17 protein-coding genes and 1 pseudogene are annotated in these 22,684 nt (G+C 73.0%); 12 read left to right on the top strand and 6 right to left on the bottom strand.

Annotated features, from left to right (window positions below; all coding sequences use genetic code 11):
- Nucleotides 1-9: 9 nt before the first annotated feature.
- Nucleotides 10-672: a VOC family protein gene (locus JJJ15_RS03255; RefSeq protein WP_200511437.1), complete on the top strand. Its 663-nt coding sequence runs from the start codon at nt 10-12 to the stop codon at nt 670-672.
- Between the two features lie 202 nt (nt 673-874).
- Here the strand turns inward: JJJ15_RS03255 and JJJ15_RS03250 are convergent, their stop codons facing one another.
- The 3 genes from JJJ15_RS03250 to JJJ15_RS03240 all read right to left on the bottom strand — a co-directional run bounded on the left by JJJ15_RS03250 (nt 875) and on the right by JJJ15_RS03240 (nt 4,821).
- Nucleotides 875-2,449: an aminopeptidase P family protein gene (locus tag JJJ15_RS03250; RefSeq protein WP_200511436.1), complete on the bottom strand. Its 1,575-nt coding sequence runs from the start codon at nt 2,447-2,449 to the stop codon at nt 875-877.
- Between the two features lie 65 nt (nt 2,450-2,514).
- Nucleotides 2,515-3,552 carry an ABC transporter substrate-binding protein gene (locus JJJ15_RS03245; RefSeq protein ID WP_200511435.1) on the bottom strand — a complete coding sequence of 346 codons (1,038 nt, stop codon included), beginning with the start codon at nt 3,550-3,552 and terminating at the stop codon, nt 2,515-2,517.
- 129 nt (nt 3,553-3,681) lie between these two features.
- Entirely contained in the window at nt 3,682-4,821 is a 1,140-nt protein-coding gene (locus JJJ15_RS03240) for a Gfo/Idh/MocA family oxidoreductase (protein ID WP_200511434.1), read from the bottom strand.
- 56 nt (nt 4,822-4,877) lie between these two features.
- Here JJJ15_RS03240 and JJJ15_RS03235 point away from each other — a divergent pair, with 56 nt between their 5' ends.
- Together JJJ15_RS03235 and JJJ15_RS03230 are read left to right on the top strand one after the other, a co-directional pair.
- Nucleotides 4,878-5,729, top strand: a complete 852-nt coding sequence (locus JJJ15_RS03235; protein ID WP_200511433.1) for a PHP domain-containing protein — start codon at nt 4,878-4,880, stop codon at nt 5,727-5,729.
- A 150-nt stretch (nt 5,730-5,879) separates the two neighbouring features.
- A complete protein-coding gene (locus JJJ15_RS03230; protein ID WP_200511432.1) occupies nt 5,880-6,506 on the top strand; it encodes a MarC family protein in 627 nt (208 codons plus the stop codon).
- Nucleotides 6,507-6,582: 76 nt separating this feature from the next.
- Here the strand turns inward: JJJ15_RS03230 and JJJ15_RS03225 are convergent, their stop codons facing one another.
- Nucleotides 6,583-8,127, bottom strand: coding sequence for a DEAD/DEAH box helicase (locus JJJ15_RS03225; RefSeq protein ID WP_200511913.1), 1,545 nt, complete (start codon nt 8,125-8,127; stop codon nt 6,583-6,585).
- 362 nt (nt 8,128-8,489) lie between these two features.
- Between JJJ15_RS03225 and JJJ15_RS03220 the strand changes: the two genes are divergently transcribed.
- The 5 genes from JJJ15_RS03220 to JJJ15_RS03200 all read left to right on the top strand — a co-directional run bounded on the left by JJJ15_RS03220 (nt 8,490) and on the right by JJJ15_RS03200 (nt 15,625).
- The gene (locus JJJ15_RS03220) at nt 8,490-9,134 is read left to right on the top strand and encodes a ferritin-like fold-containing protein (protein WP_200511431.1); all 645 of its coding nucleotides are present in this window, start codon (nt 8,490-8,492) and stop codon (nt 9,132-9,134) included.
- 1,767 nt (nt 9,135-10,901) lie between these two features.
- Nucleotides 10,902-11,678 carry an SDR family NAD(P)-dependent oxidoreductase gene (locus JJJ15_RS03215; protein WP_200511430.1) on the top strand — a complete coding sequence of 259 codons (777 nt, stop codon included), beginning with the start codon at nt 10,902-10,904 and terminating at the stop codon, nt 11,676-11,678.
- A 761-nt stretch (nt 11,679-12,439) separates the two neighbouring features.
- Entirely contained in the window at nt 12,440-13,423 is a 984-nt protein-coding gene (locus JJJ15_RS03210; protein WP_200511429.1) for an alpha/beta fold hydrolase, read from the top strand.
- 195 nt (nt 13,424-13,618) lie between these two features.
- Entirely contained in the window at nt 13,619-14,578 is a 960-nt protein-coding gene (locus JJJ15_RS03205) for a DUF6199 family natural product biosynthesis protein (protein WP_200511428.1), read from the top strand.
- Between the two features lie 465 nt (nt 14,579-15,043).
- On the top strand, nt 15,044-15,625 hold the full coding sequence (locus JJJ15_RS03200; protein ID WP_200511427.1) for a DJ-1 family glyoxalase III: 582 nt from the start codon (nt 15,044-15,046) through the stop codon (nt 15,623-15,625).
- A 162-nt stretch (nt 15,626-15,787) separates the two neighbouring features.
- Here the strand turns inward: JJJ15_RS03200 and JJJ15_RS03195 are convergent, their stop codons facing one another.
- Together JJJ15_RS03195 and JJJ15_RS13385 are read right to left on the bottom strand one after the other, a co-directional pair.
- Nucleotides 15,788-16,219 carry a hypothetical protein gene (locus JJJ15_RS03195; protein WP_200511426.1) on the bottom strand — a complete coding sequence of 144 codons (432 nt, stop codon included), beginning with the start codon at nt 16,217-16,219 and terminating at the stop codon, nt 15,788-15,790.
- Nucleotides 16,220-16,230: 11 nt separating this feature from the next.
- Nucleotides 16,231-18,255: a PspC domain-containing protein gene (locus JJJ15_RS13385; protein WP_200511425.1), complete on the bottom strand. Its 2,025-nt coding sequence runs from the start codon at nt 18,253-18,255 to the stop codon at nt 16,231-16,233.
- Between the two features lie 124 nt (nt 18,256-18,379).
- On the opposite strand from JJJ15_RS13385, the gene JJJ15_RS03185 reads away from it, so the two are divergent.
- The 4 genes and pseudogenes from JJJ15_RS03185 to JJJ15_RS03170 all read left to right on the top strand — a co-directional run.
- Nucleotides 18,380-19,684 (top strand): PspC domain-containing protein, encoded by a 1,305-nt coding sequence (locus JJJ15_RS03185; RefSeq protein WP_200511424.1) that lies wholly within the window; start codon nt 18,380-18,382, stop codon nt 19,682-19,684.
- Between the two features lie 155 nt (nt 19,685-19,839).
- Nucleotides 19,840-20,502, top strand: a complete 663-nt coding sequence (locus JJJ15_RS03180) for a response regulator transcription factor (RefSeq protein WP_200511423.1) — start codon at nt 19,840-19,842, stop codon at nt 20,500-20,502.
- 96 nt (nt 20,503-20,598) lie between these two features.
- Nucleotides 20,599-21,771: a sialidase family protein gene (locus tag JJJ15_RS03175; RefSeq protein ID WP_246742132.1), complete on the top strand. Its 1,173-nt coding sequence runs from the start codon at nt 20,599-20,601 to the stop codon at nt 21,769-21,771.
- A 109-nt stretch (nt 21,772-21,880) separates the two neighbouring features.
- Nucleotides 21,881-22,495: pseudogene (locus JJJ15_RS03170) on the top strand (L-threonylcarbamoyladenylate synthase); the annotation flags it as partial.
- Nucleotides 22,496-22,684 lie beyond the last annotated feature (189 nt).

Raw genomic sequence — 22,684 nt, 5'->3', positions numbered from 1 at the left:
AGTGGGCCCATGCAGACAGGACACGTCGTGTACAAGGTCAGGGATCTCGACGCCGCCGTGGCGGACTTCCGCTCCCGGGGCTTCGTCGTGGAGTACGGGGCCGTGCGCAGGCCGAAGAACGCCCTGATCTACTTCTCCCAGGGCCCCTACCTGGAGCTCCTGGTGCGTACGGGCATGCCGCGCCCCGTCCTGCGGGCGCTGGCGGCCCTCCCCGCCAACCCGGCCCGACGCTTCAACGCCTGGGAGCGTGGCCCCCAGGGCCTGTGCGGCCTGTGCCTGGAGGGGAAGGACAAGGAGCTCGACGCCGTCGTCGCCCGGCTGCACGGGCGCGGGCTGCTGGTGTCCCCCACCCGGGTCGACCCCCACGGCAGGCACCTGCGCTACCGGGCGTTCTTCCCCGCGGACCTGGACCTGCCCTTCTTTATGACGCACTTCTCAGTGGATCCGCGTCCCGCCGACCTCACGCACCCCAACGGGATCCGCTCCATCGCCCAGGTGGACCTGCCCCTGGAGGGGCCCAGGAGGACCTTCGTGAACAGGCTCTGCGACGACGGCGTCCTGCGGTGCGTGCCCGCGGACGGGACCATGAGGGTGGTCTTTGACGACGGCACCGAGCTCAGGGGGCCCGGGCCCGGTGCGGGAGGCCGCCCCGCTGGCCACGCGGGCCGCTGAGGGCGCTGGCCTCTGTAAGCGCTGGCGGCCGTGGGCGCCAATGCCCACGGCCGCCAGCTGTGGCTCTCTCGGGCCCGGCGCGGACGGCCGTGGACGGGGACGGGAGCCGCCCCTGTGGTGGGGGCGGCCCCGCGGCAGGGCCGAGGCCGGGGACCAGCATGAGACAGCACCCGGTCAGGGGGGCGGCCCCCGCGGCGGGGGCCTAGGACAGCAGCCCGCTCACCCAGGCCTCGACGTCGTCGGCCGTGCGGGGGATGCCCGCGGTCAGGCGCTCCACCGAGCCGTCCTCGTTGACCACGACGTCGTCCTCGATACGTACCGCCATACCACGCAGCTCGGCGGGCACGCGCAGGTCGTCGGCGCGGAAGTACAGGCCCGGCTCGATGGTGAAGCACATCCCCGGCTCCAGCAGCGCGTCCACGTACATCTCCCGGCGCGCCTGGGCGCAGTCGTGCACGTCCAGGCCCAGGTGGTGGCTGGTGCCGTGGACCATCCAGCGGCGGTGGTACTGGCCCTCGGGGGCCAGGGTGTCCTGCGCGGTCACCCCCTCGGGCAGCAGGCCCCAGTCATACAGGTGCCGGGCCAGGACCTCCATGGCGGCGGCGTGCAGGTCGCGGAAGCGGGTCCCGCTGTGCCCGGCCTGCTCAAAGGCCGCGTCGGCGGCATCCAGGACCGCCTCGTAGACCCGCCGCTGGGGGGCGGTGAAGCGCCCGTCCACCGGGATGGTGCGGGTGACGTCGGCGGTGTAGAGGGAGTCGACCTCGGCGCCAGCGTCCACGAGCACCATCTCGCCGGGGCGGACCTGGCCGTCGTTGACGATCCAGTGCAGGGTGTTGGCGTGGTCCCCGGCGGCCGCAATGGTGTCGTAGCCCAGCCCGTTGCCCTCCTGGCGGGCCACCGCCCCGAAGGCGCCCTCCAGGACGCGCTCGCCGCGCCAGTGGGCCACGGCGCGCGGGATGGAGCGGATGAGGTCGTCAAAACCGGCCCTGGTGACCTCCACGGCGTGGCGCAGCTGCTCCACCTCCCAGGCGTCCTTGACCAGGCGCAGCTCGCTGGCGGCCTCCGCCAGGCGGGCGTCGGCCTCGGTGGCGGCCTGGTCGGTGGCCAGGCCCGCCGCCTGCCGGGTGGTGTTCACCAGGGCGGTGACGTTCTCGTCGGCCTCGGCGATGACACGCAGCTGGACGCCGTCGGCCCCGGCGTCCTTGGCCAGGGCGTCGGGCAGGGTGTCGACGTGGGCGCAGCGGATGCCGGTGGAGGCCTCCACCTCCTCCACGGAGGGGCGTACCCCCACCCACAGCTCCCCGTAGCGGGGGTCGGCGTAGAACTCCTCACTGGAGCGTGACGCCCGGGGGCGGAAGTAGAGGACTGCCTCGTGGGAGGGCGTGTCCGGCGGCACCGGGGTGCCCGGTGCGGTCAGCGGCTCCAGGACCAGGACCGCGTCGGGCTCGAAGTCCGTCCCCGTGCCGGCCAGGTGCGCGAAGGCGCTGTGGGGGCGGAAGCGGTAGTCGCAGTCGTTGTTGCGCACCTTGAGCGTCCCGGCGGGCAGGACCAGGCGCTCACCGGGGAAGAGGGCCCCCAGGGCCGCTCGACGCCGGGCGGCCCAGGGGGCGGCCTGGGACAGGGGCGGCAGGCCCTCGGGCCGCGGCCCCCAGCCGGAGCCGATGAAGTCCCGGAAGGCCTGGTTGGCGGGCTGGGCGGAGCGGTTGCTGCCCCGCTGGGCCAGGGACTGGCTGGTGTCGGTGCCGGAGGCGGTGCTGGGAGCGGGCTTGTCGGTCATGTGCCCATTCTCCCACGTCCCCTTCCCGCCGCCGGTGGGGTGCAGACGCCGGGGCGGGGCGGGCCTTACCGGAGACTGGAGGAGACCTGGTCCAGGACCACCCGTGCCGCCGTCGGGCCCGGGTTGAGGAAGAAGGGGTCCTCCTGGACCTGGACGGCCCGGTCCGCGGTGACCGCGCCCAGGGACGACCACCCCTGCATGCCGGTGAGCTCATTGGCGCGCCCGCCGCGGACGGCGTAGAAGATCCAGTCGGCGTCGGTCTGGCCCAGGTCCGTCGGGGTGAGCTCCTGGGAGGCGGTGTCGGTGAAGGCCTGGGAGCCGGGGCGGGCCACGCCCATGTCCGCCAGGACCGACCCGGCCAGCGAGGCGGGGCCGAAGACGTGCAGGTGCCCGTTGACCAGGCTCAGCAGGGAGACGGTGGGGGAGCCCGGGGGCTGGCTGGCCGCCCTGGTGTCGGTGTGGTAGGTCTCCAGCCAGGTCTGGGCGGACTGGGTCCTGCCCAGCGCGTCGGCCACCAGCAGGAGGTCCTGTTTCCAGGACCGGTCGGTGCCCTGGACGGCGACGGTGGCGGCGACCTCGGACATCTCCCGGTAGAGGGAGTTGGCGTCCTGGGCGTCCGCGCTCATGAGGATCAGGTCGGGGCGCAGGTCGGTGACGGCCTGGAGGCTGGGCCGGATAGTGCCGGCCAGGTTGGTGACGGCGCCCAGCTGGTCCGCCTGGGCGTCAAAGGCACTGGCCAGGTACTCGGGGACGGTCTCGGCCCCGTCGGCGGCCGCGCCCACCGGCACGGTGCCCAGGGTCAGGACCGCGTCCAGCAGGCCGGGGGCGATGACCACGACCCTGGTGGGCGCGGCAGTGATCGTGGTCGACCCCCGCAGGTGGTTGACGACCCGGGGGAAGACGTCGTCCTCCGCCCCCGACCCGGTGCCCGGGGCGAAGCCTGTGGGCACGGAGGAGAGGGGGCCGCCGGAGGTGGGGGACGAACCGGTGGCCGGGGACGTGGGGGTGGGCGAGCTGCTGCCGGACCCGGAGCAGGCGGTCAGGACCGTGGTCACGGCGACCGTGCCGACCAGGGACAGGGCGGAGCGACGGGTCGTTGTCATGACGTGGAGGTTAGCCTGGGCGACGCTCCGAGGTCCAGGAGGTCTGAGCTGCGGTGCGGCGCTTGGTGGTCCGGGGTGGTCCGGGGATGCGCCCGGCCCTGGTGCGCCCGGCCGCGCCCCTGCCGTGGATTACGCCCGGGACGGGCTCGGCGTGCCCCGGTCCCCAGTCAGGACGATGCCGCACTGGCGCCGGGCCTCGGTAAGGATCTCGACGGTGCGCACCGAGTCCGCCAGGGGACGCAGGGCGGACTCCCGCTCCCCGGCACCCAGCGCCCGCACCACCTCAGCCAGCTCGTAGGCCAGGACCGGCCCGCGTCGCTCCACCTGCCGCACCCGGGTGCCCGCCCCGATGACGTCACCTGCCCCGGTAGACGCGACGCCCGTCCCGGGGTCCGCCGGCGGCGCGGGCACGGCCCTGGCCGGGCTCAGGGTGGTCAGCCGCCGGGGCCACTGGCAGTCGTCCACTATCAGCGCGGTGGCGTCCCCGGTCAGGACCGAGGGTACGACGGCGGGGGAGGTCTTGGAGTGCAGGCAGGTCACCTGCAGCCCGGCCCAGGCGCCGTCGTCGTAGTCCAGGACCACGGTGCCGTGGGAGTCCGCCCCGCTGCCCAGCAGCTGGGCGCTGGCGGTGACGCGCGTGGGCGACCCGAACAGGTGGACCGCCAGGCCCACGGGGTAGACCCCCAGGTCCATGAGGGAGCCCCCGCCCGCGGCCGGGTCGAGGGCCGCGGGCAGGGCCCCGCCGCGGTAGGCCTCCATCCGGCTGGAGAACTGCTCCTTGACCAGCAGGGCCCGGTGCACCCTGCCCAGCTCCCCGCTGGCCAGGACCTCACGCAGCGCCGCCACCCCCGGCTCGAAGGCGGGCACCCAGCCCTCCATGAGGAAGCGGTCGGCCGCCCTGGCCGCGGCGACCATGGCCCGGGCCTGGTCGGGGCGCAGCGCGAAGGGCTTCTCCACCAGCACGTGGAAGCCCGCCTCCAGGGCGGCCACGGCCTGGTCGGCGTGGAGGACGTTGGGGCTGCCCACGTAGACCAGGTCCGCGGGGGTGGGGCCGGTGGGCCCGCAGGCCTCCAGCAGCTGGGGGACGGTGGCGTAGGAGGCCCCGATCCCGTGCTCAGCGGCGAAGGCGGCGGCGTGCGCGGGGCGGGCGGAGACCACCGCCACCACCTGCACGCCCGGGGTGAGCGCGGCGGCCTCCATGAACCAGCGGGCGATAAAGCCCGCGCCAATGACCGCTACCCGGACGGGTGCGGGAGCAGGGGACGTCATACCTCGAGGGTACCCCGGGGCGCCGGGCCGGTGGGGCCGGTCGTAGACTCGTGGTCGTGCGCATTGACCCCCACACCCACTCCTCCTGCTCGGACGGCACCGACACCCCGGCCGAGCTCATGGCCGCGGCCGCCCGGGCGGGCCTGGACGTGGTCGGTCTGACGGACCATGACACCACCGACGGCTGGGCCGAGGCCGCGGCCGCCGTCGGGCCCACCGGCGTCACCCTCCTGCGCGGCACCGAGATCTCCTGCGCGGCCGACGGCGTCACCCTCCACCTCCTGGCCTACCTGTTCGACCCCGCCGACCCCGACCTGGTCCGGTCCCTCGCCCGGTCCCGCTCCTCACGCGCCACCCGGGCCCGGGACATGGTTGAGCGCCTGGCCGAGGACTACCCCGTCGCCTGGCAGGACGTGCTGGACCAGGCCGGTGGGGCGGTGACGATCGGACGCCCGCACATTGCCGACGCCCTGGTGGCAGCCGGATCCTTCCCCGACCGCTCCGCCGCCTTCGCCGGGCCCCTGGCCACCAGCTCGCCCTACTACGTCCGCCACTGGGCCCTGGACCCCGTCGAGGCGTGCGTGCTCGTGCGCGCCGCCGGAGGGGTGCCGGTGGCTGCCCACCCCCGGGCCGCCACTCGGCAGCGCCGGCTCGTGCCCGACGAGACCTTTGCCGCCATGGCCGAGGCGGGCCTGGCCGCCCTGGAGGTTGACCACCGCGACCACGGGCCCGCCCAGCGCGAGGCCGCCCACCGCCTGGCCCGGCGCCTGGGCCTGGGGGAGTCGGGCAGCTCGGACTACCACGGCACCGGCAAGCCCAACCGCCTGGGGGAGAACCTCATGCCCCCCGCCCTCCTGGAGCAGATCGTGGCCGAGGGGCGCCTGGCGCTGGTCACCCCGGCGGACTGAGGGAGGTACTGGGCGCCGGTGGACGGCCCCGGCCCAGGTCAGGGCGGCCAGGATCCTGCGGTAGCCTGGTGAGCCGGGCCAGGGCGGACCGTACCGTCCCTGGCCGCCCCGTCCAGGAACACCCCGCACAGAAACCGGTCCGCCTCGCCCATGCTCGACGCCGTCATCAGCCTCCCTCTCCTCGCCACGTCCTTCACGACGATCCTGGTCATCCAGGACCCGCTGGGGGCGGTCCCGATCTTCCTGTCGCTGACAGGCTGGCAGAGCGCCCGGGAGCGGGCCAGGTCCGCAGCCCAGGCCACCTTCCTGTCCTTCTCCGTCATCCTGGTCTTCACCTTCTTCGGGCGCTACATCCTGAAGTTCCTGGGGATCTCCGTGCCCGCCCTGCAGATCTCCGGCGGCCTGCTGCTCCTGCTGGTGGCCCTGGAGCTGCTGACGGACAAGGCGGACGAGGGCCCCGACCCCAACGCGACTGCCAACGTGGCCCTGGTCCCCCTGGGCACCCCGTTGCTGGCCGGACCGGGCGCGATCGTGGCCTCCATGGTGGCCGTGGAGTCGGCCCCGACGGCCACGGTCGGCTGGGTCAGCGTCACGGTGGCGATCGTCCTGACCCACGTGGTCATCTGGGCCACGCTGCGGGCCTCCCTGACCCTGCACCGGGTGCTGGGGGAGTCCCGCATCCTGGTGCTCACCCGCATCTTCGGCCTCCTGCTGGCCGCCATCGCCGTGCAGATGATCGGCGACGGTATTACCGCCTACATCCAGGAGACCTTCTGAGCCGAGCGCGGCGGGCTCGCCGACGTACCCGTCGCCCGCAAAGGGGCCGCACCTCGCTCAGGCCCTACCTATGCGTTCACTCCCCGCCGCGGATCTCCTTGCCGCCGCGCGTGCGCTTGCGCTTACGGCGCGGACGGTCCCCGGTGACCCGGGCGGTGCGGGAGGTCGCGCGTACCGGGACAGCCCCGGCACGATCACCGCGCTGGTGCCCCCGGCCGCGTCGGCCCCCGCGTCCCTGCCGGCCGTGGCCGTGCCGCCGTCCGGTCTCCCCCAGGTCCTCGATCTCCTCGGCCGCCAGGCCCTCCAGGGTCCGCTGGGAGCGGGGCAGGGTGCCGGTGACGTCCTGGGGGATCGCCAGGTCGGTGTAGAGGTGGGGGCTGGTGTGGTAGGTCTCCACCGGCTCCTCCATCGGCAGGCCCAGGGCCTTGGCGATGAGGCGCCAGCGGGGGATGTCGTCCCAGTCCACAAAGGTCACGGCGGTGCCCGAGTGCCCGGCGCGCCCTGTGCGCCCGATGCGGTGGACGTAGATCTTCTCGTCCTCGGGGCACTGGTAGTTAATGACGTGGGTGACGTCGTCGACGTCGATCCCGCGCGCGGCCACGTCGGTGGCCACGAGCACGTCCACCTTGCCCTTGCGGAAGGCCCGCAGGGCCTGCTCGCGCGAGCCCTGACCCAGGTCCCCGTGCAGGGGGGCGGTGGCGAAGCCCCGCGCACCCAGGTCCTGGGCCACCCGGTCGGCGGTGCGCTTGGTGCGCGCGAAGATAATGGTGCGTCCCCGGCCGGTGGCCTGGAGGATCCGGGAGAGGACCTCCACCTTGTTCATGGAGTGCGTGCGGTAGACCACCTGCTGGGTGGTCGTGACCGTCATGCCCTCGTCGCCGGGGTCCTGGGCGCGGATGTGGGTGGGCTTGGTCATGTAGCGCCGCGCCAGGGCCACGACCGCCCCGGGCATGGTGGCGCTGAAGAGCATAGTCTGGCGGTCGGTGCGGGTACGGGCCAGGATCCTCTCCACGTCGGGCAGGAAGCCCAGGTCCAGCATCTCGTCGGCCTCGTCCAGGACCACCGTGGTCACGTGAGCCAGGTCCAGCAGGCCCCGGTTCATGAGGTCGATGACCCGCCCCGGGGTGCCCACGACCACCTCGGCGCCCTCCTTGAGGGCCTCGATCTGGGGCTCGTAGGCGCGCCCCCCGTAGACCTGGACAATGCGCACCGTGCGCCGGGCCGCCGCCATGGACAGCTCCTCGGCCACCTGCTTGGCGAGCTCGCGCGTGGGCAGGATAATGAGCGCCTGGGGGGAGCCGGCGGCGGGGTCGGCGTCCCAGCCCTCCTCCCCGGGGCCCAGGGTGTCCATGAGCAGCGGGATGCCGAAGCCCAGGGTCTTGCCGGTGCCGGTCTTGGCCTGGCCGATAATGTCCTTGCCGTCCAGGGCCACTGGCAGGGTCAGGGCCTGGATAGGGAAGGGGTGCGTAATGCCCTTGGCGGCCAGCGCCTGGCAGATCTCGGGCTCGACGCCGTAGCTGGCGAAGGTCCGCGCCCCCAGGTCCGTCGTGGTGCCCTCGTCGGTGATGTCGGGGGTGGCCTCGTCCAGGACGGGGGCGTGGGCGCCGGCGGTGCGCAGGATGCCGGAGGCCTGGGGCTCGGATCCCTGGGGCTCGGCGTCGTGGGCCCCGGTGGCCTGGGGCTCAGCGGCCTGGGCCCCGGTAGCCTGGGGCTCAGCGGGCTGGGGCTCCGGGGCGGTCCCGGTCGTGGGCTGGGGCCCGGCGGCCTGGGCAGCCTGGTCAGCGGTCGCGGGCGCGGCATCGTAGGCGGCGGTGGCGACGTCGGTAGTCGCGGTGTTCTCGTTGGTCACGAGCATCCTTTGGTCGGTAGTACCTTGTCAGGGTAACGGCCCTGAGCGGCGTGGTGCCACGGAAGCGGTGGTACGGGGCCGTCGCCGTGGGGGAACTCACGCGACACGAGGCCGTAGACCGTAGGCTGGGTGCTATGACGCCTCCCTCCGCCTCCTCCGCGCCCTCCTCCTTCACCCGCACCGCCTTCGGGCTTATCGGGTTCGCCTGCACCCTGGCCTGCACCCGGTACGCCAAGGACGCGGACAAGGCCCCCACCATGGTCTCCCGGGTCGAGCTCCAGCGGATGAGCGCCGCCAAGGTGCAGGCCTTTGAGCAGGTGGCCGACCTGGCCCAGGAGGTCGGCGTGGACGTGTACACGGCCGCCGAGCCCTTTACCGGGGCCCTGGGGGACTTTGACGAGCGGCTGCGGCCGGTGGACTGGGAGGAGCGGCTGGTCAAGACCTACCTGACGTTCGGCCTGCTCACGGACTTCTCCATGGCGCTGACCAACAGCCTGCCGGAGGACGTGGGCCTGCGCCTGCTGGAGGTGGTCAGCCAGGACCGCTTTGGCGGCTTCGCGGCCAATGAGCTGCTGGAGGACATTGCGGCGCAGCGCCAGCTCGCGGCCCGTATGGGCTTGTGGGGGCGCCGGGTCGTGGGGGAGGAGATCGGCAGCCTGCTGCGGATCCTGGCCCGTTCCCCGGAGCTGCTGGAGGGTGGGATGGGCGTGGAGCAGTTCCACGCGGTGCTCTCCGCGGGGGCGACCTCGCGCATGAGGGGCCTGGGGCTGCGCGTGTGACCAGGGACCACCCGGCGCACCGCCCTCCCGCCCCGCTCCCTGCCCCCGCTCGCGAGAACGGTACTTATTGCTCGCGAGAACGGTACTTGTTTGTGCTGAGAACGGTACTTGTTCGTCGCGAGAACGGGTGTCCGTGGCTGGCTCCCGCAGAAGGGACGCGATCACGTACGGCGTGAACGGAACGCGATCTAGTTGTGGGGAACAGGGCGTTCTGCGCTGGTGTGGGTGGGGGTCGCGTGCTACTATTTTGTTCGTGGGGGCAGGGGTAAGGACGGATAGGGTAGTGTCAGGAGGTCGCCTTTGAGTTATATGCGGAGGGGTCTCTCCTGCCGTCTGATCTGCCCCGTATAAGTGGGTTCACGATGAGGGTTTGTTCTGGTGTTGTGCTGAGGAGTCCAATGACGTGGTCCGTTTTGTTGTGCGCATCCTGTGTGGGAGGGGTGGGGATCCGCCCCCTGGCGGGTCGGGTACGGGAAGATGCGTGTCCTGTGCGGGACGGGCGTGGGTGGGTGGTGCGGTGCCCGTGCTCGACGACGGGGGCCTGTGCCGGAGGGGATCTGGTGAGGGAAGGGGGCGCGGTGCGGGTGCTCGCGGGGTCGAGGCCAGCCGAACTTGTGACGTTGGTCACCATCACTGTGGTACGGGACACCCTGTCTGACTGCCACTTTTCCGCATGGTCTCGTCCAAAGCCGGCGCCGGATCCGCTCCCAGGGCCGTCGGTGGCGAGTGGCGTCATACCAACGAAAGGTGGTAGAAATGGACCCGTTCCGACCACCTCCGGAAGGGCCTCCACAGGCCGGTGGCGATCCAGCCCCTGGAAACGTTGCAACCACGCGCCTCCCAGGAGCAGGGTCAGGGAGCACCCCGCACCGCTAGGTGCATTAAGACCCCTCGGTAACACCGGGAGCCGGCACAAAGGCGGGTCAGGGAGCACCCCGCACCGCTAGGTGCATTAAGACAGCCACCCCAGGATGGTGGTGGCCTTGGCCTCGACCCGTCAGGGAGCACCCCGCACCGCTAGGTGCATTGATGGCCTCGGCAGGAGCCGCCGGGGTGGAGGGGCGGCATGTCTGGGAGTGTCCCACACCTCGTATGCGGTTCTGTCCCGTTCGCGCTATGGTAATTAGCGCGTGAATGGGGCGAGACTGACTGCGGGACGGAAATCCCCTGCCTTTCGTGACGTTGGCCCGGCCGGTGGGGCGTCTATCGTGTTCTCGTGGCATGGACCCGGGTGGTCTTATACAATGCTTTGGATAACCTGCCGCTTGTCTGCTGGCCCGGTTCCGTGCGTGTGTCGCAATCTGAGGATCAGAACGAGGGTCACCCTCGGCCGCGTCGAGGTCCAAGCTCCTGACCTGCGTGGACATTGGGTGCACAAAGATGAAAACAGAGTGGACCCGGCCCTGATCCTCAGATTGCGACAGAACCGTCCGCCCACCACCGCCGGGGCCGCGCATAACCTCCTGTCCTCACCCTAGGTACAGGGCGGGACGGGCCCCAGGGCGAGCGGCGAGGCGCGGGTGCGTGGCGGTTTGTTGTGTGTCGTGGTGAGACGGGCCCCAGGGCGGGTGGCGAGGTGGCGCGGGGCGTGAGGGTCGTGGTGGTGGCCCAGGTCAGGTCCCGGACCAGGGCACGAGGCGGGTTCTTAGTCCCTTGCCAGGTCCCGGTCGTCCCGGCACCATGGTGACCAGCGCGCCCCTGCCCCGTCGTCTCGTGGCAGGGACAATGCGACAGGCCAGGTAAGGAGCCGTAGGAGAGGACACCACCATGAGCAGTACTTTTGACCTCAGCGGGAAGGTCGCCGTCGTCGTCGGGGCGAGCTCGGGGCTCGGCGCCGACGCCGCTCGCGCCTACGCCGAGCACGGCGCCGACGTCGCGCTGCTCGCCCGGCGTCTGGATCGCCTGGAGGCCCTCAAGGCGGAGATCGAGGCCGCCGGGCACCGCGCCGTCGCCGTACGCTGCGACGTCACCAACGAGGACAGCTGCCGGGCCGCCGTCGACGCGGTCATCGACGCCTACGGGCGCATTGACATCCTCCTGAACAACGCGGGGGTGGCCGTGCGCGGCGGCGTCGACACCCTCACGGACGCCGACTGGGACCGCTCCTTCGACACCAATGTCAAGGGCATCTTCCACGTCAGCAAGTACGTCGTGCCCCGTATGCGGGAGCGCGGCTACGGCAAGATCGTCAATATCGCCTCGGTCAACGCCGTGGTCGCCGACAAGCACGACGTGTTCATCCGCCACGCCTACAACGCCTCCAAGGCCGCGGTCCTGGGGCTGACCCGGGGAATGGCCTGCTCCTACGCCCGCTACGGCATTACCGTCAACGCCATTGGCCCGGGCCTGTTCGAGTCCGAGATGACCGCGGACACCCTGTTCAGGAGCGAGGAGTTCCTGTCCGCCTACAACGCCCACAACCCCACGGGCCGCCCCGGCGGGCGCGGGGAGCTCAACGGGACGATCCTCTACCTGTCCTGCGACGCCTCCAGCTACGTCCAGGGACAGTTCATCCTCGTCGACGGCGGGGCGACGCTCGTGTGAGGCCGCCAGCACCCTGGTGGAGGTCATGAGGGGGGCCGGTCCCGTGCAGTGGGGGCAGTGCAGCGGGGGCAGTAGCCTGGCGGCGGCCCGGCGGGTGGGGATGGTGCGGCCGGTCCCACGTGGTGGGAGGCAGTAGAAGGGTGCGGGTCATATCGGCCACGCCCGTGGAGCCGGTCTCACGCAGGTAGGGTCAGACCCGGACGCCCCTCACATGAGGGGATACGACCCTGAGCCGGTCCCACGCAGTAGGGTCACCCCATGGACGCCACCAGCACCACCAGGGCGGGCACCGAGCCCGTGGACCTGAGCGGGGTGCCGGAGACCATGCTGCCACTGTGCGCCAGGGCCCAGCACACCCTCTCACCGCGCCCCCGGTTCCAGGACCACGACGCCGCTACGCTTGTCTCACGCCTGGACCACGACGTCGCCGCAGCCCGCACCGGCCGTCCCACGGTCGAGGGGACCGTGGCCCGCGCACTCACCCAGCGCCTATCGGTCCTGCGGGCCCGTCGTGCTCCCTGCTCCCGCACTGGGGGCTGGGTGAGACAGCACCGGGGGAGCGGTACCGGGGTGCCTTCCCGTCCCTGTATTGGGGGCCGGGGGTGCTGGGGGAGCCCGTCCCGTCACATGGCCGCTGTCTCCCGCCCCTGTACTGGGTGCTGGGCTGATCTGACGGGGCTTTATTCTGCTGCTACCGGTCTCCGTCCCCACACTGGGGGCCGGGACCAGGGGCCCGTCACCGGGCAGACGGGGGAGAGGCCATGACCTCACCGACCGGACGCAGGGCCGTGCTCAAGGCCCTGGGCGCCACCGGCGCCGCCACCCTGCTGGGAGCGGTCGCAGCCTGCGCCTCCGGCCCGGGCTCTGAGGCCGAGACCGCCCCGCCGTCGGGCGCCGCCTCCCCGGGTACCACCCCGGACGCCGCCTCCCCGGGCTCCTCGGCCCCCGCCCCCCAGGGCACCCTGCCCACCTACGCCTACGAGACCCGTGACCTTGACGTGACCAGCCAGGGGCAGACCCTGCCCGGGCGTCTCTACGTGCCTGCTGCTGACGCCGCCGTCCCCCTGGTCGTCTGCTCCCACGGGCTGTGCAGCGCCCCGGACGACGTCGCCCCGGTGGCCCAGGCCCTGGCGCGCCTGGGGCTGGCCGCCTACTGCCCCTCCTTCCGCGGTGGGGGACCGGGCAGCGTCGGGGACATGACCCGTATGTCGGTCATGACGGAGGTCGCCGACCTGGAGGCGGTGCTGACGGCCGCCCGTACCGCTACCGGGGGCTGGGAGGTGGTTGACCCCGGGCGGATCGTCCTGCTCGGTCAGAGCCAGGGCGGTGAGGTCAGCGCCGTGACCGCCGCCCGCCACCCCGAGCAGGTCGCGGGCCTGGTCCTGTGGTACCCCGCCTTCTCCATCACCGACACGCTCCACAGCCTCTACACATCCCTGGACGCGGTGCCTCAGGACTACAGCTTCCTGGGGTGCGCCCTGGGGCGCGTCTACGCCCAGGACATGTGGGACTACGACGTCTACACCGAGATCGCGGGCTACACGGCCCCGGTCCTCATTGTCCACGGCAGCGACGACCTGGTGGTGCCCTACCGCTACTCCGAGCGCGCCCGGACCACCTACCCCGACGCCGAGCTGGTCAGGATCGACGGCGCTGGGCACGGTTTCGACGAGGGCCCCGAGGAGCAGCAGGCCCTGGCCGCGACGGTCGGCTACCTCCAGCGCGTCGGGGTAATGAAGGCCTAGGCGCACCCCCGAGGCCGTGGACGGCGGGGGCGAGGTTGCAGGTGGTCTGCCGCCCGTCAAAAGAGACGGGAGGCCGTGGACGGCGGGGGCGAGGGCCAGGACCGGGTAACGGTCTTACCACGGTACGAGTGCCGGGGCCGGTGTACTGTGGGGGGTGTCTCAAAGGCTGTCGGCCGGTACCGAGAGGAGTCCCACGTGTTTGCGGTCCTAGTCGTAGCCATGGCGCTGATCCTGCTGTGGGCGGCCATCTCCCCGGAGTCGATGTGGAGCACCACCTCCGCCTGGCAGTACCGCGACCCCGAGGCCAATGAGCCCTCCGACGCCGCCTATGCCGTGCAGCGCGTGGGCGCGGTCCTGGGACTGGTCCTCATTGCCATTCTCGTCCTGGTAGTGGTCAACCGGGACCCTCCGAAGCCCGCCGCCCCCAGGCCTACGTGGGCCGACGACATCCTCAAGTGGTCGACGCCCTCCATTACCCGCGTCACTCCTTCGGCCACCCAGGCCTTCCCGACCCAGGACGACTCGGTCCTGTCCGCTGACACCCCGACGCTCATGACCGTCCTGCCCGACGCTGCTAGGAACCAGGGCTACACCCAGGCCAACGTCTCCACGGCCTCCGTGCAGGGAACCTACTACCAGTGGCTGGCGGAGGACCACCCCCAGGCGGTGGCCTCGGCGCCCGTGGTCGACTCCTCCGTGGCCCTGTCCACCCGAAACCGGGACGTGGCACTGACCGGGGACACCGGGGAGGAGCTCCTGGGGGAGGACTCCTACCTGCTGGTACGGCTGGACGTGCCGGCCTGTGCCGTGACGGACGCCAGCATCTCCGCAGACGGGTACGCCCACGCCCTCACGGTGAGCGTCACGATCCTCAAGGACACCGCCCTGTGCGGGCAGACCACGGACAGGCCGCTGGTGGCTGTCGCCCTGACCCCCCAGCAGGTGCAGCAGGCCCAGGACTACGAGTCACCGGCCTACTCCGTCTACCAGTACCACGGGTATGGGCAGGGGTACGGGCAGGGCTACTCCCGGTCCGAGGGCTACTACCCCTCGGTCTTCCGCTACAAGGGCGAGGTGAACAGGACCGATCAGCAGCACGTTGACCACCTAGCCTCTAAGGCTATGGTACCGTGGAAGCTCGTGGCCAAGAAGTGAGGACGGCCCGAGCGGGCTGCGGCGTTCCTTCCCCACGCCGACCTCCCCACACACGGTCTGCTCTGGTCCTGGACCAGTCCCCCTCACGTGGCCGCGTACGGGCGCGTCGCGGCCCCGGGGTCTCGCTCGGGGCCACGACGGCGTCGGTACCCCGCGTTACCCCGTGTCGTGGCGCGTCTCCTGGCAGGGTGCGTGGTTGCCGGTACTGGTACGGGCTTGAGGTCGCGATCGCGTACGCCAGTGCCGCCTACGGGTGCGTGGTCGCCGGTACTGGTACGCCCCTAGGCTCCCCGTGCGCCCAGGGTGTGCTGACAGTGCCAGCCCGAAATGTGTAGGATTCCCCACTCCCCGTGCGCTCAGGGGCGTGGGTACCTGCCCTGAATGCGCCCGGGCCTCCCGTGTGCCGGGCCCCAGGAGCGGATCCGACGGCGTAGCCTGAGGGGGTCCCGAGCACCAGGAGGAGTCATGGCCCAGTTCGTCCCAGCAACCAGCCACCGCGTCGCGGCCCTTATTGCCCCCGGCCTGGAGGAGGTGGAGGCCCTGGCCGTCGTGGACCTCCTCTACCGGGCGGGGATTCGCACGGACATGATCGCCGTGGGGCCGCAGGTCCAGGTGGTCTCTTCTCACAGCATCACCCTGACCTGCGACCACGTCCTGGACCAGGTGGACCTGGCCGACTACGACCTCCTCTTCCTGCCCGGGGGCATTCCCGGCACCCCCAACCTCGACGCCTGTGAGCCCCTGATGGCGGAGGTGGAGGCCCGGGTGCGTGCCGGGCGGCCGGTGGCGGCGATCTGCGCGGCGCCGTCGATCCTGGCGCGCCGGGGCCTGCTGGAGGGCCGCCGGGCGACCTCTAACCCCGCGTTCACCGACGTCCTGGCCGAGCACGGGGCGCTGGTGAGCCAGGACAGCGTGGTGGTGGACGGGACCCTGTTCACCAGCCGGGGCATGGCCACCGCCGTCGACCTGGGCCTGGAGATCGTGCGGTACTACCTCGGGGACGACGCCGTGGAGAACCTGAAGAAGGCCGTCGTCTACCAGCGCTGAGACCGCTACCCGCACCCGCCCCGCCCTCGCGGAGGAGGCGGAGACGGGGGCGTTCCCGGTCGTGTCGGGACCGGGAACGCCCCCAGTTGGCTCCTTCCGCGATAGCGGCTCCAGAAGTCGGTACGGGTTCGTCTGGGGCTGGCTCCTTCGTGAGAGCGGCGTTCAGTGACGCGGGCCTCGCGGGAACGGAATCAGGGCGAGCAGTACCATGAACGCTCCGATTGTTCCTACTATGGCGATACTGACGATCCCCAGGTTGAGCCGGGTACCCATGGCGGTGGCGATCAGGAGACCGCCCAGGACCACCAGGAGGACGCCCCACACGAGGGTGCTCGTACGCAGGCCGCCCGGGGCCGGCTCCGGGGCCGCGGCGGGGACGTGGGTCCGGGCGCTCCAGACCGTGTCCTGCGGCAGGTCGCCCGGGGTGCTCGGGGACGTGGTGCCGGTGGTCCCGGCCCGCGGCTCCGCCTGGGAGCCGGGTTCTGGCAGGCTCCAGGTGGTCGGGCTCCCCGCACCGGCGTCTGCGGGGTCCGGGGCGGGTCCCGGGGTCCGGGCCGAGGGGGAGGCGGACGGGGTGCTCGCGCTGCTGTGCATGGTGTCTTTCCTCAGTGCGTGGGTACGGCGGTGGGTGTGGGTGTCGTCATGCCGGCAGGGCTCGGCGTCGCTCCCGGCTGGGTGGCTTCCGGCTGGGCCCCGTCCGGGGAGGCGGTCCCGGTGCCTGTCGGAGACGGCGTGCTCAGGGCCTGTGACACGCAGGAGTCGTAGCGGTGGCGCTCCCTGGAGCTCAGGTCGTTGACGGAGCTCCAGTCGTAGCCCGGCCTGTCGTCGACGTCGTCGAGCGCGCTGCGGACGCACTCCGTGGCGGTCCTGGAGGAGACTGCCGGGTGGGTCATCCCGGGGACGGGCAGGTCGTCCCCGTCGTGGACGACGCCGTCGGCCCCGGTCCAGCTGTCCACCACCCAGACGTGCTCGGAGGTGCTGCCGTACCAGGTCACGCTGTCAGTACGGTCCTCGCGTACACGCACGTCGCCGGTCCCCACCGACACGTCCAGGTCCAGGCCCCTGTCGTCCGTGGCGGTGGGGGAGGTGAACCTGACCGTGTGCCCCGCGGTGGTCTGCCTCATCGAGTACTCCAGGGGTTCCTCCCCGTTGGGAAGGTACGTGCCCGGGTCGTCCCCTGAGCTCCCGCCGGACTGGGCGACGGCGTCCCCGGAGGTGCTCCAGCGGCTGACGAACCTGCCCGTGGTGCCCCCCAGGGACACCGAGGAGCGGATCTGGAGCGGCTGCCCCTGCCTGGTCAGGACCTGTACGTCCCCCACGCCCATGGTGATCCGGGCATGGGCCTTTACTGAGAGGTCGCTGACCTGCTGCAGGTCGACGGTCACGCTCCCGGCCACGTAGCTGCCCAGGTCCAGCGGGTGGTCGGGGCTCGTGCCCTGGAGCATGGCGTCAGTGACCACGATGGTGACCGGGTAGGGCTTGAAGCCAGCGTCAACCGACCCCGGGGGCATGGTGGAGGTGACGGCCAGCATAGGCAGGGCGACGGGGACGACCAACCAGCCCAGGCCCGTCATCCAGCCCCCGCGACGGCCGCGCAGGGAGGAGATAATGAGTCCCGCCCCCAGCAGCACCAGCGGAATACCTGTGGTCAGAATCACGCACTGGACCAGGGTGAGGTGACCCGTCCGGTTCAGTACCCACGTGCACCCCGAGGCCAGGAGGATCAGCCCCAGGACCAGGAGGCTCAGGCTCCGGCCCGGCCCGAGGGCACGACGCACCGCTCGGGGAGGGAAGCCCGGGTACGGCGCCCGGAGGCCCGGGGACGACGCATGGGGGCCCGGGTACGTGGCGGTGGGTGCCGGGTAGGAGGCGGGCCGAGGGGCCTGCCCCCGGGCCGGATCGGGCTGGGGGCCGGGGACCGACCCGGCCTGGTAGGCGCCGTGCGCGCCCCAGGAGTCCCCGTACCGGGCGGCCCGCCTCTGCTGGAGGAGCCAGTAGGCGCCGCCCACGGCCAGGCCGGTCCACAGGATCGAGACGAGGACGGAACCGGCCCAGGACCCGGTGGACCAGAACGGGAACACGTCGTAGGTGAAGGCCGGTGTGCCAATGACCATGCAGGCCACGGCACCCACCAGGCCTGCCTCCACACGACCGTGAAGAACCTGCTCGGCGTGGATCCTGCCGTCGGACTCCTCGGGCAGGAGGAGCCACCCCAGGCCGTAGAGGATCAGGCTGACGCCGGTGAAGACGTTCAGCACCAGCCAGACACAGCGGACCAGGACCGGATCCACACCCAGGCGACGGGCCACGCCGCCCGCCACGCCCCCGACCCACCGCTCGTCACTGCGTACGATGCCAAGACGCCGCATCGAGGCGAAGAAGCTCGCACTCGCCGGGCGCGGGCCGCTGGGGCCGCCGGGGCCGTAGGGCGGCACCGGGCCGCCGGGGCCGTAAGGGGGCGCCTGCGGGGGCACCGTGCCAGTTGGGCCAGTGCCGGGCGCGGTGCCGTTCGGAGCGGCGCCGGGCTGACCGGTGGGCTGGCCTGCCGGGCTGGCTGGGTCGGGGGTGCTGTTCTGACCAGCTGGGTCGGTGGACGGCCCGCTGGGGGGAGGGACCTGGGAGCTACTCATGGGACCAGGGTGCCCGCACCCGCGCCCCGGGGCCATCAGGGATCACCCTGACCGGTCCCTGGTTCTGCCCCGAGTTCCTCCTGGGAGTCGCCCTGGCGGCACCGCGCCGTGCCACCATGGGCCCATGACCACCACGGCGTCGTCCGCTGCCCCAGGTCGGCTGCCTCTCAGGCGCCTTCCACGTTCCCCCTCGCGCTACGCCCCCCGTACCGGGGCCCGCCCGTGGCTGGCGCGCCCCGGCGCCCTGGTGGCCGGAGTGGGTGCCGGACTCGCCGCCCACTTCGGGATCCCCGTCGTCCGCGTCCGCCTGGTCCTGGTCGCCCTGTGCCTCGTGAAGGGCTCCGGGCTCCTTCTCTACGTCCTGCTGACGGCGCTCGTGCCCAGGGGCGACCCCTGGGAGGAGGCCGTCGGCGCCCGCCCGCCCGCCCGCAGCCGCCTGGCCAGCCGTCTGGAGCAACCCGTGGACACCTGGCTCACCCCGCGCCTCAAGCAGCTCCTGGGCGGGGGCGCCCTGCTCCTGGCGGCCCTGCTCCTGCTGGCGTGGCGTCAGGGGGCGCTGGGCAGCAGCCAGGACATCGGCGTGGTCGGCCCCATGGTCCTGGTGGCTGCGGGGACCGCCCTGGCCTGGTCCCAGGCGGAGGCCATTACCTCCGACCGCCGTGACTGGGGGGCCCTGACACGCCTGGTCGGTGGGGTGGCCCTGGCCGGTGTGGGCATCCTGCTGTGGATCGGGGCGGACACACCCCCGCGTGCCCTGCTGACCGGCGCGGTCATCGGGGTCGCGCTGGTACTGGTCACCGCCCTGGTCCTGACCCCCGTCTGGCTGCGCACCAACCGGGCCCTGGCCGACTCCCGCGCCGAGCAGGCCCGTGAGGCCGAGCGCGCCGATATCGCGGCCCACCTGCACGACTCCGTCCTGCAGACCCTCACCCTCATCCGCAAGCGTGCCGACGAGCCCGAGACGGTGGCCCGCCTGGCCCGCTCCCAGGAGCGTGAGCTGCGTGCCTGGCTCTACACCGACCGCCCCGAGCCGGGCACCTCCGTGGCCGACGCCTTCCGGGACCTGGCCGGGGAGGTCGAGGACCGCCACGGGGTGGCCGTGGAGACCGTCTGCGTGGGGGACCGCGTCCCGGACCGGGACACCGAGGTGGTCGTGGCCGCCGCCCGAGAGGCCCTGTCCAATGCGGTGCGCCACGGCGCCCCGCCCGTCTCCCTGTACGTGGAGGCCACCGGTGAGGGGGTCGAGGTCTTCGTACGCGACCACGGGCCGGGGTTCAGCCTGGAGGAGGTGGCCGCCGACCGCCACGGGGTACGCGAGTCGATCATAGGGCGCATGGAGCGCCACGGCGGCAGCGCGCAGGTCCGGCGCCTCAGGAGCGGTACCGAGGTCAGGCTGTGCCTGCCCGCGGCAGCGGACCCGACGGTGTAACCTCATGGCGGCCCCCGCACCCGGGCCCTGACCCGTCCCGTCGTCCGCGCCCCGCGTCTGCCGGAACGGTCCGTGCCCGGCCCCGGCGGTCCCCGGTCAAGTCAGGCCCTCAGGTGAGGGCGCCGGCACGCAGACCAGCACGTAACGAGGAAGACATGACAGGCACCTCCCTACGCCTCCTGGTGGTGGACGACCACCCCCTGGTCCGTGCCGGGGTGCGTGCCGAGCTCGAGGCCCACGCCCCGGACCTGGAGGTTATCGCCGAGGCCGACGACGTCGAGGGCGCCGTCGCCGCCGTCCACGCCCTGACCCCCGACGTCGTCCTCCTGGACGTCCACCTGCCCGGGGGCAACGGCGGGGGAGGGGCCGAGGTGGTCACCTCCTGCCACGACGTCCCCACCACCCGCTTCCTGGCCCTGAGCGTCTCCGACGCCGCCGACGACGTGGTCGGCGTCATCCGGGCCGGGGCGCGCGGCTACGTCACCAAGGCCATCTCCGCCACCGACCTGGCCCAGGCCGTACGCCGGGTGGCCGCCGGTGACGCCGCCTTCTCCCCGCGCCTGGCGGGTTTTGTGCTGGACGCCTTCGGCGCACCCGGGGAGGTGGCCGTGGCCGACTCCGAGCTGGACCGCCTCTCGGCCCGGGAGCGTGAGGTCATGCGCCTGATCGCCCGCGGCTACACCTACAAGGAGGCCGCCAGCGAACTGTTCATCTCCGTGAAGACCATTGAGACCCACGTCTCGGCCGTGCTGCGCAAGCTCCAGCTGTCCAACCGCAACGAGCTCACCCGCTGGGCCGCCGCCCGCCGCCTGGTGTGAGGCGGCCCCACGCCGCCCCGTACCTGAGACACACCGTTGCCCCGTACCTGAGACCTAAGGAGGTGCGCAGTGGACCCTGCGCGGACCATGACCCGAATGAGCGTCGCCGACGTCCCCGGCGCCCACCAGGGGGACAGCCTGCGCGTACCCGCCCTGGTCCGCCTGCCCGGCGGGCGCCTCCTGCTGGCCCACGACCACCGCCCCGTCCCACGCCCCACCGACTGGGCCGGCAGGGGCGGGGCCCTTCCCGACGACCTGCCCAACCCCAACAGCCTGTGGCTGCGCACCGGCAGCGGGGGCTTCTGGGGGCCACCGCGTCGGCTCGACCCCGGCCTGCCCGGCGTCACCGGCCTCTCGGACCCCTGCCTCACAGTGGGCTCCGGGGGCGTCGTCCACCTGCTGGCGTCGGCCTCCACCGGCACCGGCCTCTTCGGCGCCCGTACCCCCACCCACCCCGCTGTCCCCGGGCAGCCCCCCGAGCCCGGGACCCTGCGCCTGCTCCACGCCGTCTCCCACGACGGCGGGACCACCTGGCGGTGGTCGGACATCACCGACGTCTGCCTGCCCAGCTCCACCTGGCCCCGGGGAGCCGTCGTCTTCCCGGCCTCCGGGCACGGGACCCGGCTGCGTCACGGCCCCTGGGCGGGCCGCCTCGTCCAGCCCGTCGTCGCCGCCCTGACGCCCCGGCCCGACGGCTCGCGCCCGGTGCGCTCGGCCGCGCTCCTGTCCGACGACTCCGGGGACACCTGGCGCCTGGGCTCGCCCCTGCCCGCCGTCCCCGGCACCGAGGCCACCAGCCTGGCGGGCGGCGCCGCCACCAGTGGGACCGACGAGCACGCCCTGGCCGAGCTGCCCGACGGGCGCCTGGTCACCAGCGCCCGTGACGGCGCCTACGGCGGGACCCGCTGGACGTCCTGGTCCACCGACGGCGGCCAGACCTGGGGCGAGCTCCTGCACGCCGACGACCTGCCCGACCCCGGCTGCAACGCGGGCCTGGTGGCCCTGGACGACGGGCGGCTGCTGCTCTCCCACGCCTCCTCTCCCCGCGCCCGACGTGCCGGGAGGCTCTCGGTGAGCGAGGACGGCGGGCGCACCTGGCAGGCGTGCGCGGCCCTGACGGGCCCTGAGACCCCCTTCGGCTACTCCGACCTCGCGGTCCTGCCCCCTGCCGGGGGCACGGCCCAGGTGCTCGTGGTCGCCGAGCACCCGCAGCCAGACGGCCCCACCACGCTGACCGTCCTCATGACGGCGCCGACCCGGCCGGCGTGACCGGCTCGTCGGCCGACCGCCTCGCGGTCGGGTACCGCCCGTGGGCCCCGGGGCGTGGGAGGATAGGCGCGTGACTGCCCCTGAGACGGACCCCGTACCCACCACCGACGTGGCCCGCGCCGCGAGGTACGTGCGCGCTGGCGGTCTCCTCATCCTCCCCACGGACACCGTCTACGGCATAGGCACCACCGCCCGGGACGGGGACGCCGTCGCCCGGCTCCTGGCCGCCAAGGGACGGGGCCGTCAGGCGCCCCCGCCGGTCCTGGTACCCGGCCCCCAGGCCCTGGACGGCCTCGTGGCCGCCCTCCCCGCGGCCGGACGCGCCCTGGTGGACGCCTTCTGGCCCGGGGCTCTGACCCTGGTCCTGGACGCCGTGCCGCACCTGGGCTGGGACCTGGGGGAGACCGGCGGCACCCTGGCCCTGCGCATGCCCGACCACCCCCTGGCCCTGGCCCTCCTGGCCGCCACCGGCCCCATGGCCGTCACCAGCGCCAACCGCACCGGACGGCCCCCCGCCACCAGCGCGGCCGACGCCGTCGCCGCCTTCCCCGGCAGGGTGCGCCCGATCCCGGACCTGCCCGAGGCCGCCGAGGCCGCCGCCGCGCACGCCCCCATCGCCCTGCTCGACGGCGGCCCCACCCCCGGGCCGGTCCCCTCCACCATCCTGACCCTGGCCGGGGCGCACGCCACCGCCCCCGCCGTCCTGCGCGACGGCGCTCTGACCCGCTACGCGCTCAATGCGGTGCTGGCCGGGTGCGAGGGCGTCACCCCCCTGCCCCCCCGGGCCGAGGGTGCTGCCCCGACCCTGCCGCGGGGCGCCACCACCCGGCCCCTGCCCCCCCAGGCCGGGGAGCCCAGGACCACAGCCGCGGAGCCCACGACCGCGGCCGCGAGGGCCGGGACGGCCGCAGAT

It is taken from the genome of Actinomyces sp. HMT897, assembly GCF_016626125.1.
Classification (GTDB): domain Bacteria; phylum Actinomycetota; class Actinomycetes; order Actinomycetales; family Actinomycetaceae; genus Actinomyces.
This window is presented reverse-complemented; position numbering and strand designations above follow the sequence as displayed.

What these genes read in the sequence shown, in the direction of transcription:
- JJJ15_RS03240 (WP_200511434.1), bottom strand. Translation starts at nt 4,821, where the DNA reads ATGACGTCCCCTGCTCCCGCACCCGTCCGGGTAGCGGTCATTGGCGCG.
- JJJ15_RS03250 (WP_200511436.1), bottom strand. Translation starts at nt 2,449, where the DNA reads ATGACCGACAAGCCCGCTCCCAGCACCGCCTCCGGCACCGACACCAGC.
- JJJ15_RS03210 (WP_200511429.1), top strand. Translation starts at nt 12,440, where the DNA reads ATGACCTCACCGACCGGACGCAGGGCCGTGCTCAAGGCCCTGGGCGCC.
- JJJ15_RS03195 (WP_200511426.1), bottom strand. Translation starts at nt 16,219, where the DNA reads ATGCACAGCAGCGCGAGCACCCCGTCCGCCTCCCCCTCGGCCCGGACC.
- JJJ15_RS03175 (WP_246742132.1), top strand. Translation starts at nt 20,599, where the DNA reads ATGAGCGTCGCCGACGTCCCCGGCGCCCACCAGGGGGACAGCCTGCGC.
- JJJ15_RS13385 (WP_200511425.1), bottom strand. Translation starts at nt 18,255, where the DNA reads ATGAGTAGCTCCCAGGTCCCTCCCCCCAGCGGGCCGTCCACCGACCCA.
- JJJ15_RS03200 (WP_200511427.1), top strand. Translation starts at nt 15,044, where the DNA reads ATGGCCCAGTTCGTCCCAGCAACCAGCCACCGCGTCGCGGCCCTTATT.
- JJJ15_RS03215 (WP_200511430.1), top strand. Translation starts at nt 10,902, where the DNA reads ATGAGCAGTACTTTTGACCTCAGCGGGAAGGTCGCCGTCGTCGTCGGG.
- JJJ15_RS03230 (WP_200511432.1), top strand. Translation starts at nt 5,880, where the DNA reads ATGCTCGACGCCGTCATCAGCCTCCCTCTCCTCGCCACGTCCTTCACG.
- JJJ15_RS03185 (WP_200511424.1), top strand. Translation starts at nt 18,380, where the DNA reads ATGACCACCACGGCGTCGTCCGCTGCCCCAGGTCGGCTGCCTCTCAGG.
- JJJ15_RS03220 (WP_200511431.1), top strand. Translation starts at nt 8,490, where the DNA reads ATGACGCCTCCCTCCGCCTCCTCCGCGCCCTCCTCCTTCACCCGCACC.
- JJJ15_RS03255 (WP_200511437.1), top strand. Translation starts at nt 10, where the DNA reads ATGCAGACAGGACACGTCGTGTACAAGGTCAGGGATCTCGACGCCGCC.
- JJJ15_RS03180 (WP_200511423.1), top strand. Translation starts at nt 19,840, where the DNA reads ATGACAGGCACCTCCCTACGCCTCCTGGTGGTGGACGACCACCCCCTG.
- JJJ15_RS03245 (WP_200511435.1), bottom strand. Translation starts at nt 3,552, where the DNA reads ATGACAACGACCCGTCGCTCCGCCCTGTCCCTGGTCGGCACGGTCGCC.